Origin of the sequence: Rhodoferax sediminis, from assembly GCF_006970865.1 — a bacterium.
Taxonomy (GTDB): domain Bacteria; phylum Pseudomonadota; class Gammaproteobacteria; order Burkholderiales; family Burkholderiaceae_C; genus Rhodoferax_A; species Rhodoferax_A sediminis.
In genome coordinates this window covers 4,215,989-4,229,521 of record NZ_CP035503.1, presented here as the reverse complement: position 1 = coordinate 4,229,521, position 13,533 = coordinate 4,215,989, and the positions used below count along the sequence as shown (strand labels likewise).

11 protein-coding genes are annotated in these 13,533 nt (G+C 66.1%); 5 read left to right on the top strand and 6 right to left on the bottom strand.

The window, feature by feature from the left end; all coding sequences use genetic code 11:
- Positions 1 to 113 precede the first annotated feature (113 nt).
- The 3 genes from gatB to gatC are packed head-to-tail and all read right to left on the bottom strand — an operon-like array spanning position 114 to position 3,395.
- Entirely contained in the window at positions 114 to 1,604 is a 1,491-nt protein-coding gene (gatB, locus tag EUB48_RS20435; protein ID WP_142820889.1) for an Asp-tRNA(Asn)/Glu-tRNA(Gln) amidotransferase subunit GatB, read from the bottom strand.
- Position 1,605: 1 nt separating this feature from the next.
- Positions 1,606 to 3,099, bottom strand: coding sequence for an Asp-tRNA(Asn)/Glu-tRNA(Gln) amidotransferase subunit GatA (gene gatA / locus EUB48_RS20430; protein WP_244618276.1), 1,494 nt, complete (start codon positions 3,097 to 3,099; stop codon positions 1,606 to 1,608).
- Positions 3,096 to 3,395, bottom strand: a complete 300-nt coding sequence (gene gatC, locus EUB48_RS20425) for an Asp-tRNA(Asn)/Glu-tRNA(Gln) amidotransferase subunit GatC (protein ID WP_142820888.1) — start codon at positions 3,393 to 3,395, stop codon at positions 3,096 to 3,098. Before gatC ends, gatA begins: the two co-directional genes overlap by 4 nt.
- 214 nt (positions 3,396 to 3,609) lie before the next feature.
- Between gatC and EUB48_RS20420 the strand changes: the two genes are divergently transcribed.
- Genes EUB48_RS20420 through mrdA form a run of 4 tightly spaced genes read left to right on the top strand, consistent with a single transcriptional unit; the run spans position 3,610 to position 8,134 of the window.
- Positions 3,610 to 4,653, top strand: a complete 1,044-nt coding sequence (locus EUB48_RS20420) for a rod shape-determining protein (RefSeq protein ID WP_077562204.1) — start codon at positions 3,610 to 3,612, stop codon at positions 4,651 to 4,653.
- 58 nt (positions 4,654 to 4,711) lie between these two features.
- Positions 4,712 to 5,635, top strand: coding sequence for a rod shape-determining protein MreC (gene mreC, locus EUB48_RS20415; RefSeq protein ID WP_142820887.1), 924 nt, complete (start codon positions 4,712 to 4,714; stop codon positions 5,633 to 5,635).
- A gap of 37 nt (positions 5,636 to 5,672) precedes the next feature.
- A complete protein-coding gene (mreD, locus tag EUB48_RS20410) occupies positions 5,673 to 6,191 on the top strand; it encodes a rod shape-determining protein MreD (protein ID WP_142820886.1) in 519 nt (172 codons plus the stop codon).
- Positions 6,188 to 8,134: a penicillin-binding protein 2 gene (gene mrdA, locus EUB48_RS20405; protein ID WP_142820885.1), complete on the top strand. Its 1,947-nt coding sequence runs from the start codon at positions 6,188 to 6,190 to the stop codon at positions 8,132 to 8,134. The genes mreD and mrdA overlap by 4 nt, the downstream gene beginning before the upstream one ends.
- An 87-nt stretch (positions 8,135 to 8,221) precedes the next feature.
- Here mrdA and EUB48_RS20400 read toward each other — a convergent pair whose 3' ends face one another.
- The 3 genes from EUB48_RS20400 to EUB48_RS20390 all read right to left on the bottom strand — a co-directional run bounded on the left by EUB48_RS20400 (position 8,222) and on the right by EUB48_RS20390 (position 12,491).
- Positions 8,222 to 8,980 (bottom strand): sulfite exporter TauE/SafE family protein, encoded by a 759-nt coding sequence (locus EUB48_RS20400; protein ID WP_142820884.1) that lies wholly within the window; start codon positions 8,978 to 8,980, stop codon positions 8,222 to 8,224.
- Between the two features lie 273 nt (positions 8,981 to 9,253).
- Entirely contained in the window at positions 9,254 to 10,975 is a 1,722-nt protein-coding gene (locus EUB48_RS20395; protein WP_142820883.1) for a GMC family oxidoreductase, read from the bottom strand.
- Between the two features lie 4 nt (positions 10,976 to 10,979).
- Positions 10,980 to 12,491, bottom strand: a complete 1,512-nt coding sequence (locus EUB48_RS20390) for a CoA-acylating methylmalonate-semialdehyde dehydrogenase (RefSeq protein ID WP_142820882.1) — start codon at positions 12,489 to 12,491, stop codon at positions 10,980 to 10,982.
- A gap of 91 nt (positions 12,492 to 12,582) precedes the next feature.
- On the opposite strand from EUB48_RS20390, the gene EUB48_RS20385 reads away from it, so the two are divergent.
- Positions 12,583 to 13,527, top strand: coding sequence for a LysR family transcriptional regulator (locus EUB48_RS20385; RefSeq protein ID WP_142820881.1), 945 nt, complete (start codon positions 12,583 to 12,585; stop codon positions 13,525 to 13,527).
- Positions 13,528 to 13,533: the final 6 nt, after the last annotated feature.

Sequence of the window (13,533 nt, the reverse complement as noted above, 5' to 3'; positions counted from 1 at the left end):
CCTACGCGGGAATGACGGAGGTGGGCAGGAATGACAGCGCAGATTCTTCTGTCTACCATCCCTTGCCTTCTCGCCTGTCATTCCCGGCTTGACCGGGAATCCACGGGGGATAGCTAGCCGAGCTTTTTTCGCAGCGAGTCGTTAACCTGCGAGGGGTTCGCCTTGCCTTTGCTGGCCTTCATGACCTGGCCGACCAGTGCGTTGAACGCCTTGTCCTTGCCGGCGCGGAACTCCTCGACGGATTTGGTATTGGCGGCCAGCACGTCGTCGATGATCTTGTCGAGGGCGCTGGTGTCGTTCATTTGCTTCAGGCCCTTGGCTTCGATCAGGCCGTCCACGTCGCTGCCCTCGGCAGTCCACAGTGCATCGAACACCTGCCGCGCGGCGCTGTTGGAAATCGTCTCGTCGGCAATGCGCGTGATCAGCTGCGCGAGCCGGGCCGCCGGGACGGGCGCCTGTTCGATGCCGATCTCGTCGGTATTCAGTCGGCGCGAGACTTCACCCATGATCCAGTTGCTGGCCAGCTTGGGCTGGTTGCAGGCTTTGGCGGTGGCTTCGAAATAAGCCGCCATCTCGCGGCTTTGCGTCAATGCCGTCGCGTCGTAGTCCGAAAGGCCATAGTCCGCGCAGAAGCGCGCCGCCATCACGCGTGGCAGCTCGGTCATCTGCGCGCGCACGCGCTCCACCCATTCGGACGCAATCGCCAGTGGCGGCAGATCCGGGTCGGGGAAGTAGCGGTAGTCCGCCGCGTCTTCCTTGGTGCGCATGGCGCGGGTCTCGCCCGTGCCGGGGTCGAACAGCACGGTGGCCTGCTGGATCGCATGGCCGTCTTCAAGCTGCTCGATCTGCCAGCGGATCTCGTAGTCGATGGCCTGCTGCATGAACTTGAAGCTGTTCAGGTTCTTGATTTCGCGCCGCGTGCCGAGCCTCTCGCCGGGCTTGCGCACCGACACGTTGGCATCGCAGCGGAACGAGCCCTCCTGCATGTTGCCGTCGCAAATGCCGATCCAGGTCACGATCTTGTGCAGTTCGCGGGCGTAGGCCACGGCCTCGGCGGTGGAGCGCATGTCGGGCTCGGTCACTATCTCCAGCAGCGGCGTGCCGGCGCGGTTCAGGTCGATGCCGCTCATGCCCACGAAGTCTTCGTGCAGCGACTTGCCGGCATCCTCTTCGAGGTGGGCGCGTACCAGTCGCACGGTCTTGGATTCCTCGCCGAGGAAAAACGAGACCGAACCACCCTGCACCACCGGGATCTCGTACTGGCTGATCTGGTAGCCCTTGGGCAGGTCAGGGTAGAAGTAGTTCTTGCGTGCAAAGATGCTGCGCGGCGCGATGCGCGCGCCGATCGCCAGGCCGAACTGGATTGCGCGCTCCACCGCGCCCTTGTTCATGACTGGCAGGGTGCCCGGCAGCGCCAGATCGACCGCGCAGGCCTGGGTGTTGGGCTCGGCGCCGAAGGCCGTGGCGGCGCGGCTGAAAATCTTGCTGTGTGTGGACAGCTGCGCGTGGGTTTCGAAGCCGATGATGACCTCGTAGCCCCGTACCAGCGGACCAGTGGGGCGGCCTTGTTGCAAGGCCTCGAAAGTGTTCACGGGTTCGCTCATCTCAAAAGCCCCCCGGCGTCTTCTGGTGCCAGTCCGTGGCCTGCTGCAGCCGGTGCGCCGCGTTCAGCAGCCGGACTTCCTGCAGATGGTTGGCTATCAGTTGCAGGCCCACCGGCATGCCGCCGGCGCCAAAACCCGCCGGCACGCTCATGCAGGGCAGGCCCGCGAGCGAGGCCGGCAGTGTGAAGATGTCGGCGAGGTAGCTCGCCACCGGGTCGTCTGATTTCTCGCCCAGCTTCCACGCCACGGTGGGCGCGACCGGGCCGGCGATCAGGTCGCAGTGCTTGAACGCCTGCTGGAAATCGTCGGCGATCATGCGGCGGATTTTTTGCGCTTGCAGGTAGTAGGCGTCGTAGTAGCCGTGCGAGAGGACATAGGTGCCGATCATGATGCGGCGCTTGACCTCGTCGCCAAAACCCTCGGCGCGGGTCTTCTTGTACATATCGGTCAGGTCGGTGTATTTCTCGGCACGATGGCCGAACTTGACACCGTCGAACCGGCTCAGGTTGCTGGACGCTTCGGCCGGCGCGATGATGTAGTAGACGGGGATGGAGAGTTCGGTGCGCGGCAGCGAAATCGGCACCAGCACGGCACCGAGCTTCCCGTATTCCTTCAGGGCCGCATCCACCGCAGCGCGCACGTCGGCCGACAAACCTTCACCGAAGAATTCTTTCGGCACACCGATGCGCAAGCCCTGCAGCGAATCATTCAGGGTGCGCGTGAAGTCTTCGGCCGGCGCGTCGAGCGAGGTCGAATCGCGGTCTGGATCGGGGCCGCACATGGTGGACAGCAGCAGCGCGCAATCTTCTGCGGTGCGCGCCATCGGGCCGGCCTGGTCCAGGCTGGAGGCGAAGGCAATCATGCCGTAACGCGAGGCGCGGCCATAGGTCGGCTTGATGCCGGTGATGCCGCAGAACGAAGCCGGCTGGCGGATCGAGCCGCCGGTGTCGGTGCCGGTCGCGGCCGGGGCCAGGCGCGCCGCCACGGCCACCGCGCTGCCGCCCGAGGAGCCGCCCGGAATGCGCGTGGTGTCCCAGGGATTCAGCACCGGCTTGAACGCCGAGTTTTCGTTGGACGAGCCCATGGCGAACTCGTCGCAATTGAGTTTCCCAAGCGTTACAGCCCCCGCACCCTTGAGCTTCAACACAACTGTGCTATCAAATGGAGAGCGATAGCCCTCCAGCATGCGTGAGCCGGCGGTGCTCGGGAAGTCCGTGGTGACGAAGATGTCCTTGTGCGCGATCGGCACGCCGAGCAGCGGCGCCGTATCGCCCCCCGCCAGCCGCGCATCGGCGCCATGGGCCTGTGCCAAGGTGACTTCTTCGCTGGTGGCAAGGTAGGCACCGAGCGCCTCGTGGCGGGCCCCACGCGCCAGAAAGTGCCGGGCCACCTCGACCGCAGACACGTCCTTCGTACGCAGCCTGGTGGCGAGCTGCGCCAGCGTCAAATCATGCAGATCGGTCATTTGGCGGCCCTCGCCGTGGGGGGTGCTCATTCGATCACCTTGGGCACGAGAAACAGGCCGCGCTCCACTGCCGGCGCACTGCGCTGGTTGGCTTCGCGCTGGTTCGGTTCGCTCACCACATCGTCGCGCAGGCGCAAAACCACATCCTGGCTGACGGCTATGGGGTGGGCCATCGGCTCCAGACTCGCGGTATCCACCGCGCGCATCTTTTCCACAATCTCGAAAAACCCGTTGAGTTGTGTCAGCAGGCGCTCACTCTCAAGCGGTTGAAGTTCAAGCCGTGCCAAATTGGCGATCCGGCCGATGTCCTGGGGAGTCAAAGCCATGGGGAAAACGCTTCCGAAACCAGATGTAAATATGCCGCCCCGGCTGGGTGCGGCCGGGTTGTGCACAGGGGATGCGGTATTATCCCGCCTTTGGTGCAACGCCTTCAAATGCGCCGGCAATTGCGCTGAAAAAGACCAATTCCGACCCCCAGCGACCTAATTTTGACATGGCGATGGTCCGCCGAAGCGCGAACCATGCCCGAGAGGACTATTCATGTTTGGAGCATTCCGTCGGTACTTCTCCACCGACCTGGCGATTGACCTTGGCACCGCCAACACCCTGATCTATGTGCGCGACAAGGGTATCGTGCTGGACGAGCCCTCCGTCGTCGCGATCCGCCACGAAGGCGGCCCCCAGGGCAAGAAGACGATTCAGGCCGTGGGCAAGGAAGCCAAGGCCATGCTCGGCAAGGTGCCCGGCAACATCGAGGCCATCCGCCCGATGAAGGATGGCGTGATCGCCGACTTCACCGTGACCGAGCAAATGCTCAAGCAGTTCATCAAGATGGTGCACCCGCGCGGCATGTTCAAGCCGTCGCCGCGCATCATCATCTGTGTGCCCTGCGGCTCGACCCAGGTGGAGCGCCGCGCGATTCGCGAATCGGCGCTCGGCGCGGGCGCCTCCGAGGTGTATCTGATCGAGGAGCCCATGGCGGCGGCCATTGGCGCCGGCCTGCCGGTGTCCGAGGCTTCCGGCTCCATGGTGGTGGACATCGGCGGCGGCACCACCGAGGTCGGCGTGATCTCGCTCGGCGGCATGGTCTACAAGGGCAGCGTGCGTGTCGGCGGCGACCGCTTCGACGACGCCATCATCAACTACATCCGCCGCAACTACGGCATGCTGATCGGCGAGCCGACCGCGGAAGCGATCAAGAAGAACATTGGTTCGGCGTTTCCGGGCTCGGAAGTCAAGGAGATCGAGGTCAAGGGCCGAAACCTGTCCGAGGGCGTGCCGCGCAGCTTCACCATTTCCAGCAACGAGATTCTCGAAGCGCTGACCGACCCGCTCAACAACATCGTGAGCGCCGTGAAAAACGCGCTGGAGCAGACCCCGCCCGAACTGGGCGCCGACATCGCCGAGCGCGGCATGATGCTGACCGGCGGCGGCGCGCTGCTGCGCGATCTGGATCGCCTGCTGGCCGAGGAAACCGGCCTGCCGGTGCTGGTGGCGGAAGACCCGCTGACCTGCGTGGTGCGCGGCTGCGGCATTGCGCTCGAGCGCATGGACCGGCTAGGCTCGATTTTCACGTCGGAATAAGCCGCACAGCTGTCTGCCTGCGCGCACTGGTCCCGGAAGAAGGGACAATACGTGAGCCATGCCCTTAGGTACTCTTGACAGGACCCCGCCCCCCTTCTTCAAGCAGGGGCCGTCGGCGCTGTCCAAGCTGATGTTTTTCAGCGCCCTGGCGCTGTTCCTGATGGTGGCCGACACGCGCTTCAAGGTCACCCAGCCGCTGCGCGCGGCCATCGCGACCGTGCTGTACCCGGTGCAATGGCTGGTCATGCGCCCGGTGCTGCTGGCGCGCACTGGCAGCGAGTATTTCGAGTCCCTGGAAGCGGCCCAGCAGGGTGAGGAGGCGGCGCGCCAAAAACTCGCGCTGCAATCCCTGCGCGCCAGCCAGGTGGAACAGCTCACGCTGGAGAACGCCCGCCTGCGCAAGCTGCTGGCGCTGCGCGAGCAGATCCGCACGCCGGCACAGGCCGCCGAGGTGCTGTACGACGCCGCCGATCCCTATTCCCGCAAGATCATCATCGACAAGGGCATGACGCAGGGCATCGTGGCCGGCTCGCCCGTGATCGACGAGTCCGGCGTGCTCGGCCAGGTGACGCGGGTGCTGCCGCTGCTCAGCGAGGTCACGCTGGTGATCGACCGCGACCAGGCCATTCCGGTCCTGAACACCCGCACTGGTGTGCGCGGCGTGGCCTTCGGCGACCCGGTGTCGCAGGGGGGCATGCTGGACTTGCGCTTCATGCCGGCGAACACCGATGTGGTGCAGGGCGACTTGCTCACCACCAGCGGCGTGGACGGGGTGTACCCGCCGGGCCTGCCCGTCGCCAAAGTGGCGAGGGTCGAGCGACGTGCCGATTCAAGTTTTGCCCGCATATATTGCACCCCCCAGGCGCTGGTGAACGCGACGCGGCACGTCATGGTGCTCACGCCGGTGTCGGCGCAGATCCCGCAGCGCCCGGAACTGGACCCCAAGCCGGCGCCGGCGAAAAAGAAGGACGCTTCAAAATGAGGCGCCAGCCCATTTCGCTGCGCCAGGAGGGCGCCGCATGATCATGCGACAGGGGCAGCAGCTGCTGCTGCCCGCCAACCCGTTGTTCATCTGGGGCAGCCTGCTGGCGGCCCTGCTGATCGATATGCTGCCGCTCGGGCGCACCGCGTGGATGCCGGACCTGCTGATGCTGTTGCTGGTGTTCTGGAGCGTGCACCAGCCGCTGCGCGTGGGGATCGGTGCGGCCTTCGTCTTCGGGGTCGTCATGGACGTGCAGCAGGCCGCGCTGCTGGGCCAGCATGCACTGGCCTATACCGCACTGAGTTTCTTCGCCATCACCATGCACCGTCGCCTGCTCTGGTTCAGCGTGCCGTCGCAGGCGCTGCAGGTACTGCCGATTTTTGTCGCGGCCCATGCGATTGAATTGGGCATCCGCATGCTCGGCGGCGGCGTGTTTCCGGGCTGGCAGATGCTGCTGGCTCCGCTGGTCGAGGCGGTTTTGTGGCCGATCGTCAGCGTGCTGCTGCTGGCGCCCCAGCGCCGCGCGCCCGACCCCGACAAGAACCGTCCGTTATGACCGAGCTGCGCAACATCGAAGCCGAGCTTGCGCGCTTTCGCCGGCGCGTGCTGGTGGCCAGCCTGGTGGTGCTGGTGGCGTTCGGGCTGCTGGTCGCGCGCCTGATGTTCCTGCAGATCGTGCGCCATGACGATCTGGCCGAGCAGGCCGAGAGCAATCGCACCGCGATCGTGCCGACGGTGCCGAACCGCGGGCTGATCGAGGACCGCAACGGCATCATTCTGGCCAACAATTACTCCGCCTACACGCTGGAGATCACGCCGTCCAAGGCCGGCCCGCTGGAGCAGACCATCGCCGCGCTGGCGCAGGTGATCGACATCACGCCGCGCGACCGCAAGCGCTTCAAGAAGCTGCTGGAAGAGTCCAAGAGCTTTGAGTCGCTGCCGATTCGCACCCGCCTGAGCGATGAGGAAGTCGCCAAATTCGCGGCGCAGCGCTATCGTTTTCCGGGCGTCGAAATCAAGGCGCGGCTGTTTCGCAACTATCCGTTTGGCGAGCTCGCGAGCCACGCAATCGGCTACATCGGGCGCATCAACCAGGCCGAGAAGGACCGCATCGACGACTCCGACGACGAGGCCAACTACCGCGGCACCGACTACATCGGCAAGCTTGGCATCGAGCAAAGCTACGAGCGCCAGCTGCATGGCACGACCGGCGTGGAGGAGATGGAAACCTCGGCCGCGGGGCGCGCGGTGCGCAGGCTTGCCAGCATTGCGGCCACGCCCGGCGACACGGTCAAGCTGTCGATCGACATCCGGCTGCAAAAGCTGGTGGAAGACATGTATGGCGATCGCCGCGGCGCGCTGGTCGCGCTCGACCCCAGGACGGGCGAGGTGCTGGCCTTCGTCAGCAAGCCCACGTTCGACCCCAACATGTTTGTCGATGGCATCGACAGCGACAACTGGCAGGCGCTGAACGAGTCACTCGACAAGCCGCTGCTGAACCGCGCGCTGCGCGGCACCTACCCGCCGGGCTCGACCTACAAGCCGTTCATGGCGCTGGCCGCGCTGGAAACCGGCAAGCGCACGCCGCAGCAGTCGATTTCCGACCCGGGCTACTTCATGCTGGGCGGGCACAAGTTCCGCGACGACAAGGAGGGCGGGCACGGCACGGTCAACATGTACAAGTCGATCGTGGAGTCCTGCGACACCTACTACTACATGCTGGCCAACGACCTCGGAGTGGACACGATTCACGACCACATGAAGCCGTTCGGCTTCGGCGAGCTGACCGGAATCGACATCCAGGGCGAGCTGCGCGGCCTGTTGCCATCGACCGAATGGAAGCGCACGGCCTACCGGCGCGCCGACCAGCAAAAATGGTATGCGGGGGAGACCATCTCGCTCGGCATCGGTCAGGGCTACAACCACTTCACCGTGCTGCAACTGGCACGGGCCACGGCCATGCTGGTGAATAACGGCATGAAGATCAAGCCGCATCTGGCCAAGGAAGTGATCGATGCCGTCACGCACAAGGCGGAGCCTGTGGTGCACGAGGCGCCTGAGCGGATCGACGTCAGGCCCGAGAACCTGGCGGTGATCAAGAACGCCATGGTCGGCGTCAACCTGCAGGGCACCTCGGCCGCGAGCTTTCGCGGTGCGCCCTACACCAGCGGGGGCAAGACCGGTACCGCCCAGGTGCTCGAGATCAAGCAGAACGAGAAGTACCACGCCGGCAAGATCGCCGAGCGCCTGCGTGACAACGCCCTGTTCACGGCCTTTGCGCCGGCCGAGGACCCGAAGATCGTGATCGCCATGGTGGTCGAGAACGGCGGCTTTGGCGCACAGGCCGCGGCGCCGATGGCGCGCCGTATCTTTGACTACTGGCTGCTCGGCCAGTACCCCAGCGAAGAAGACATCGCGGCGGTGCAAAAGGCGCAGGCCACGGCGCCGATCGGCAAACCGCGCCGCGTGCAGGACGTGCCCTGGCCCCCGGAACCCTAGGACTGGAACCCCCACGCTGGTCGCGTCGCGTCCTGCGCTGCCCCCCGAGGGGGCTGAACTTGCCCGGGGCGGCCCTTCGCGGCGTTCCTAGCGCACGAACGCGTCGTAGCCGGTTTTCAGAATCAGCGCGCTGACCACCACGATGAAGACGCCGCGTACAAAGCCGGCGCCGTGGCGCAGCGCCAGCCGCGTGCCGAGCAGGCTGCCGATCACATTCGCCGCGCCCAGCGCCAGCGCGAAATGCCACCAGACATGGCCCTTGAGCGCGAATAAGATCAGCGCCGCGATATTCGTGGCGCTGTTGATGAGCTTGGCCGAGGCCGAGGCGCTGAGGAAGTCATAGCCGAGCCAGCGCACGAACACGAACACCAGAAAGCTGCCCGAGCCGGGGCCGAAAAAACCGTCGTAAAAGCCCAGGCTCAAGCCGACGGTGCAGGCCGCCAGCGTCTCGCGCCGCCCGGAAAAGCGCGGGGTGTGGTGGCGGCCCAGTTCCTTTTTCGCCAGCGTGTAGAGCAGCACCGCCAGCAGGATGAAGGGCAGGGCGCGGCGCAGGTAATCCGGCGCCAGCAGCGTCACGGTCCAGGCGCCCGCGAGCGAGCCGCCGAAGCCGGCCACGGCCGCCGGCCCCAGCGCGTGCCAGGGCATGTGCACGCGCCGGCTGAACTGCCAGGCCGCGATCGAGGTGCCCCAGACCGAGGCGCTTTTGTTCACGCCCAGGAGCGTTGCGGGCGGCGCAGTGGGAAAGACGGCGAACAGTGCGGGCACCAGAATCAGGCCGCCGCCGCCCACGATGGCGTCCACGAAACCGGCCAGCAGCGAGGCCAGCGACACAACGATCAAATCCATGGCGCCATTGTCGCTTGAGCGAAGACGGCGTTTACTATTGAATTGATAGCTGTATGCGAAGGAGTGACAAGGGCTGCAAGCTATTTTGGTTAACAAAATAAAAAGGCGCCGGGGTCACCGGCGCCTTTTGTCTGCTACCTCGCTGACGGCGGGTAGCGCGCCAGCGTTGCAATTTTGTCTCCTCGGCTCCTCATGGAAACGGGCGCTCGCGCCTGTTTCCGAGTGACGATACTGTAGGCGATCGCCACCGCCCCGGCGATCGGGATTTACCCTTCAAGCCTTGAGGCCCTCCTCGGCGATCCACTGCGCGGCCTTCTCCGCAATCATCAGGGTCGGCGAGTTGGTGTTGCCGCTGGTGATGGTGGGCATCACGCCGGCATCGACCACGCGCAGACCGGCCACCAGACCGCCCTGCCCATCGTGGACCCGCAGCCGTGCATCGACCACCGCCATGGGGTCGTCGGCGCGGCCCATCCTGGTGGTGCCGACCGGATGGAAGATGGTGGTGGCGATGTCGCCGGCCAATTTGGCCAGCTCCTCGTCGCTCTGGAACTGCACGCCGGGCTTGTATTCCTGCGGCTGGAAGCGGGCCAGCGCGGGCTGCGCCACGATGCGGCGCGTCACGCGCAGCGAGTCGGCGGCGATTTTGCGGTCCTGCGCCGTGCTCAGGTAGTTGGGCGCGATCGCGGGCGCGTCCTCGAACCGGGGGCTCCTGATCTGCACCGTGCCGCGGCTGGTCGGGTTCAGGTTGCACACGCTCGCGGTGAACGCCGGAAAGTCGTGCAGCGGCTCGCCGAACGCATCCAGGCTCAGCGGCTGCACATGGAATTGCAGGTTGGGCCAGGCTTGCGAGGCATCGCTGCGCGTGAAGGCGCCCAGCTGCGAGGGCGCCATGCTCATCGGTCCGGTTTGCCTCAGGGCGTATTCCAGTCCGATCTTTGCCTTGCCCAGCAGCGAGCTGGCCATGGTGTTGAGGGTCTTGACCCCTTGCACCTTGAACACGGCACGGATTTGCAGGTGATCCTGCAGGTTCGCGCCGACACCCGGCAAGTCCCGTACGACGGGCACGCCGCAGCGCTGCAGCAGCGCGGCCGGCCCCAGCCCCGAGAGCTGCAGGATCTGGGGCGAGCCGATGCTGCCCGCGCACAGGATCACTTCGCATCTAGCCGTGGCCGTCACGTTCTCCGTGCTGGCGCGCACCTGCACACCGGTGCAGCGCTGGCTGCCGTCGGCCGCAGTCTCGAACACCAGCCGGCGCACTTGCGCCGAGGTCCACATCTCGAAGTTGGGCCGCCCGTAGCAGGTCGGGCGCAAAAAGGCCTTGGCGCTGTTCCAGCGCCAGCCCGCTTTCTGGTTCACCGCGAAATAGCCCACGCCCTCGTTGTTGCCGCGGTTGAAATCGTCGGTGGCGGCAATGCCGGCCTGCTGCGCCGCCTGCGAGAACGCGTCGAGGATGTCCCAGCGCAGGCGCTGTTTCTCCACGCGCCACTCACCGCCCGCCTGGCGGTGCCGCAGCAGTTGGCGGTACGGCGTCTTGTCGTCCTGCAGCAGCTCCGGCGTGCTGCCCCTGGCGCCGTGCGCCGCGTCGGCGCCCTGGTAGTAGTCCTCGTGCAGCTTGAAGTAGGGCAGGGCATTGGCCCAGGCCCAGGCGTTGTCGCCGGTGAGTTGCGCCCACTGGTCGTAATCGCGCGCCTGCCCGCGCATGTAGATCATGCCGTTGATGCTGGAGCTGCCGCCCAGCGTCTTGCCGCGCGGGTAGCGCAGCGCGCGCCCGTTCAGCCCGGCGTCGGGCTCGGTCTGGTACAGCCAGTCGGTGCGCGGGTTGCCGATGCAGTACAGGTAGCCCACCGGGATGTGGATCCAGTGGTAGTCGTCCTTGCGGCCGGCCTCGATCAGCAGCACGCGCTTTGTGGCATCGGCGCTGAGCCGGTTCGCCAGCAGGCAGCCGGCCGTGCCGGCGCCCACGATGATGTAGTCGAAGGCGGTGTCGCTCATCGATTCACTTCGGCGTCGGCATGGCAAACTCCGCGCCCTTGCCAATGCTCTCGGGCCAGCGCTGCATGATGGATTTTTGCTTGGTGTAGAAGCGCACGCCCTCTTCGCCGTAGGCGTGCGTGTCGCCGAACAGGCTCTTCTTCCAGCCGCCAAAACCGTGCCAGGCCATCGGCACCGGGATCGGCACGTTGATGCCGACCATGCCGACCTGGATGCGCCGCGCAAACTCGCGCGCCACATGGCCGTCGCGTGTGAAGCACGACACGCCGTTGCCGAACTCGTGGGCGTTGATCAGCTCGACGGCCTCGCCGAAGTCCTTGACCCGTACGCAGCCCAGCACCGGGCCGAAGATCTCCTCCTTGTAGATGCGCATCCCGGGCTTGACATGATCGAACAGCGTGCCGCCCATCCAGAAGCCCTTGTCGCAGCCCTTGCCCGCGTCGGTGCCGCGAAAGCCGCGGCCATCGACGACCAATTTGGCGCCCTCGGTGACGCCCAGTTCGATGTAGCCGGTGATGCGCGCGTGCGCCGCCGCGGTCACGATCGGGCCCATCTCGGCGTCCAGCGCGGTGCCGTTCTTGATCTTGAGCGTCTTCGCGCGCTCGGCCAGCAGCGGCACCACCTTGTCGGCGACATCACCCACCAGCACCGCGACGCTGACCGCCATGCAGCGCTCGCCGGCCGAGCCGTAGCCCGCGCCGACCAGCGCGTCCACGGTCTGCTCCAGATCGGCGTCGGGCATCACCACCATGTGGTTCTTGGCACCGCCCAGCGCCTGCACGCGCTTGCCGTGGTGCGCGCCGGTCTCGTAGATGTAGTTGGCAATCGGCGTCGAGCCGACGAAGGACACGGCCATCACGTCCGGGTGCTCCAGCAGCGCATCCACCGCCTCCTTGTCGCCCTGCACCACGTTGAACACGCCGTCCGGCAGGCCGGCTTTTTTGAGCAGCGCGGCGATCAGGAGCGAGGCGCTCGGGTCGATCGGGCTGGGCTTGAGGATGAAGCAGTTGCCCGCGGCGATCGCCACCGGGAACATCCACATCGGCACCATCACGGGAAAGTTGAACGGCGTGATGCCGGCCACCACGCCCAGCGGCTGGCGCAGGGTCCAGTTGTCCATGCCGCCCGAGACCTGGTCCGTGAAGTCGCCCTTGAGCAGTTGCGGAATGCCGCAGGCAAATTCCACCACGTCGATGCCGCGCGAGACCTCGCCCTGCGCGTCGGTAAAGACCTTGCCGTGCTCGGCGGTGATCAGGTGCGCGAGTTCGTCCCGGTGGGCGTTCAGCTGCTCCAGAAACTTGAACAGCACGCGCGCGCGGCGCAGCGGCGGCGTGTCGGCCCAGGCCGGAAAAGCAGCGCGGGCGGCGGCCACGGCCTTGTCCACCTCGCTGCGGCTGGCCATCGCCACGCGCCCGGTCACAGAGCCGGTGGCCGGGTTGAACACGTCCTGTGCGCGCCCCGAGGTGCCGGCCACCACGCGGCCGCCGATGTAATGGTCAATATTTGCTGTGCTCATGATGAATCTCCTGGTCAATGCGGCGAGTGTCGCCAAAATGAGTATGGTTTGCCAATGAATTCGCCAAAACCAGTGTATAAATTTGGCAAATATGAGCGGCCACCTCGACCCCCAAACTCTACGCGCCTTTGTAGCCGTGGCGCGCGAAGGCAATGTCTCGCGTGCGGCCATGCGGCTGCACCTGAGCCAGCCGGCCGTCAGCCTGCAACTCAAGAGCCTGGCGCAGAGTACGGGGCTGGCGCTGTTCACGCGCACGCCGCAGGGACTGGTGCTCACGCGCGACGGCGCGGCGCTGCTGCCGCAGGCGGAAAAAGTGCTGGCCTCGCTCGTCGATTTCAACCAGGCGGCACTGCGCCTGCACAACACGCTGCGCGGCGTGCTGCGCATCGGCACCATCCTGGACCCGGCATTCACCCGGCTCGGCGCGTTTTTGAAGGAACTGGTGGAGTCGGCGCCGCAGATCGAGACCGAGCTGCGCCAGGGCATGAGCGGCGACGTGCTGGCGCAAATTTCGCGCGGCGAACTCGACGTCGGGTTCTACCTTGGCCTCCCGGTCAATTCTGAATCAAATCAGCCGCTAGCCCATATGGAGACCAGGCAAGCCGCTATTCATTTCGAAGCAAAGGAGCTCACTCACTTCAGCTACCGCGTGCTGGCCCCGGCCGGCTGGGGCCCGCAGGTGCTGGGCCGCGACTGGAAAGCGCTGGCGGCCTTGCCGTGGCTGGCCACGCCGCCCGCATCGGCGCACCACCGCGTGCTCGCCGGCGTGTTCGGCCCCGGCTCGCTGACCGGGCTGGAGCCCCGGCGCGTGGCGCTGGTGGACCAGGAGGCCTCGATGCTGGATCTGGTCAAGTCGGGCGTCGGCCTGTCGCTGGTGCGCGACTCGATTGCGATTCGGGAGAGCCAGGCGCACGGCCTGGTGATCGCCGACCGGGTCAGCCTGGACTGCGTGCTGAGCTTTGTCTGCCTGAGAGCGCGCGTGGCCGAGCCGGTGGTGGCGAGCGCGTGGGCGGCGCTGGACAAGGTCTGGCGCTGAAGGCGC

What these genes read in the sequence shown, in the direction of transcription:
- EUB48_RS20400 (WP_142820884.1), bottom strand. Translation starts at nt 8,980, where the DNA reads ATGGATTTGATCGTTGTGTCGCTGGCCTCGCTGCTGGCCGGTTTCGTG.
- gatC (WP_142820888.1), bottom strand. Translation starts at nt 3,395, where the DNA reads ATGGCTTTGACTCCCCAGGACATCGGCCGGATCGCCAATTTGGCACGG.
- EUB48_RS20390 (WP_142820882.1), bottom strand. Translation starts at nt 12,491, where the DNA reads ATGAGCACAGCAAATATTGACCATTACATCGGCGGCCGCGTGGTGGCC.
- EUB48_RS20420 (WP_077562204.1), top strand. Translation starts at nt 3,610, where the DNA reads ATGTTTGGAGCATTCCGTCGGTACTTCTCCACCGACCTGGCGATTGAC.
- EUB48_RS20385 (WP_142820881.1), top strand. Translation starts at nt 12,583, where the DNA reads ATGAGCGGCCACCTCGACCCCCAAACTCTACGCGCCTTTGTAGCCGTG.
- mrdA (WP_142820885.1), top strand. Translation starts at nt 6,188, where the DNA reads ATGACCGAGCTGCGCAACATCGAAGCCGAGCTTGCGCGCTTTCGCCGG.
- gatB (WP_142820889.1), bottom strand. Translation starts at nt 1,604, where the DNA reads ATGAGCGAACCCGTGAACACTTTCGAGGCCTTGCAACAAGGCCGCCCC.
- gatA (WP_244618276.1), bottom strand. Translation starts at nt 3,099, where the DNA reads ATGAGCACCCCCCACGGCGAGGGCCGCCAAATGACCGATCTGCATGAT.
- mreC (WP_142820887.1), top strand. Translation starts at nt 4,712, where the DNA reads ATGCCCTTAGGTACTCTTGACAGGACCCCGCCCCCCTTCTTCAAGCAG.
- mreD (WP_142820886.1), top strand. Translation starts at nt 5,673, where the DNA reads ATGATCATGCGACAGGGGCAGCAGCTGCTGCTGCCCGCCAACCCGTTG.
- EUB48_RS20395 (WP_142820883.1), bottom strand. Translation starts at nt 10,975, where the DNA reads ATGAGCGACACCGCCTTCGACTACATCATCGTGGGCGCCGGCACGGCC.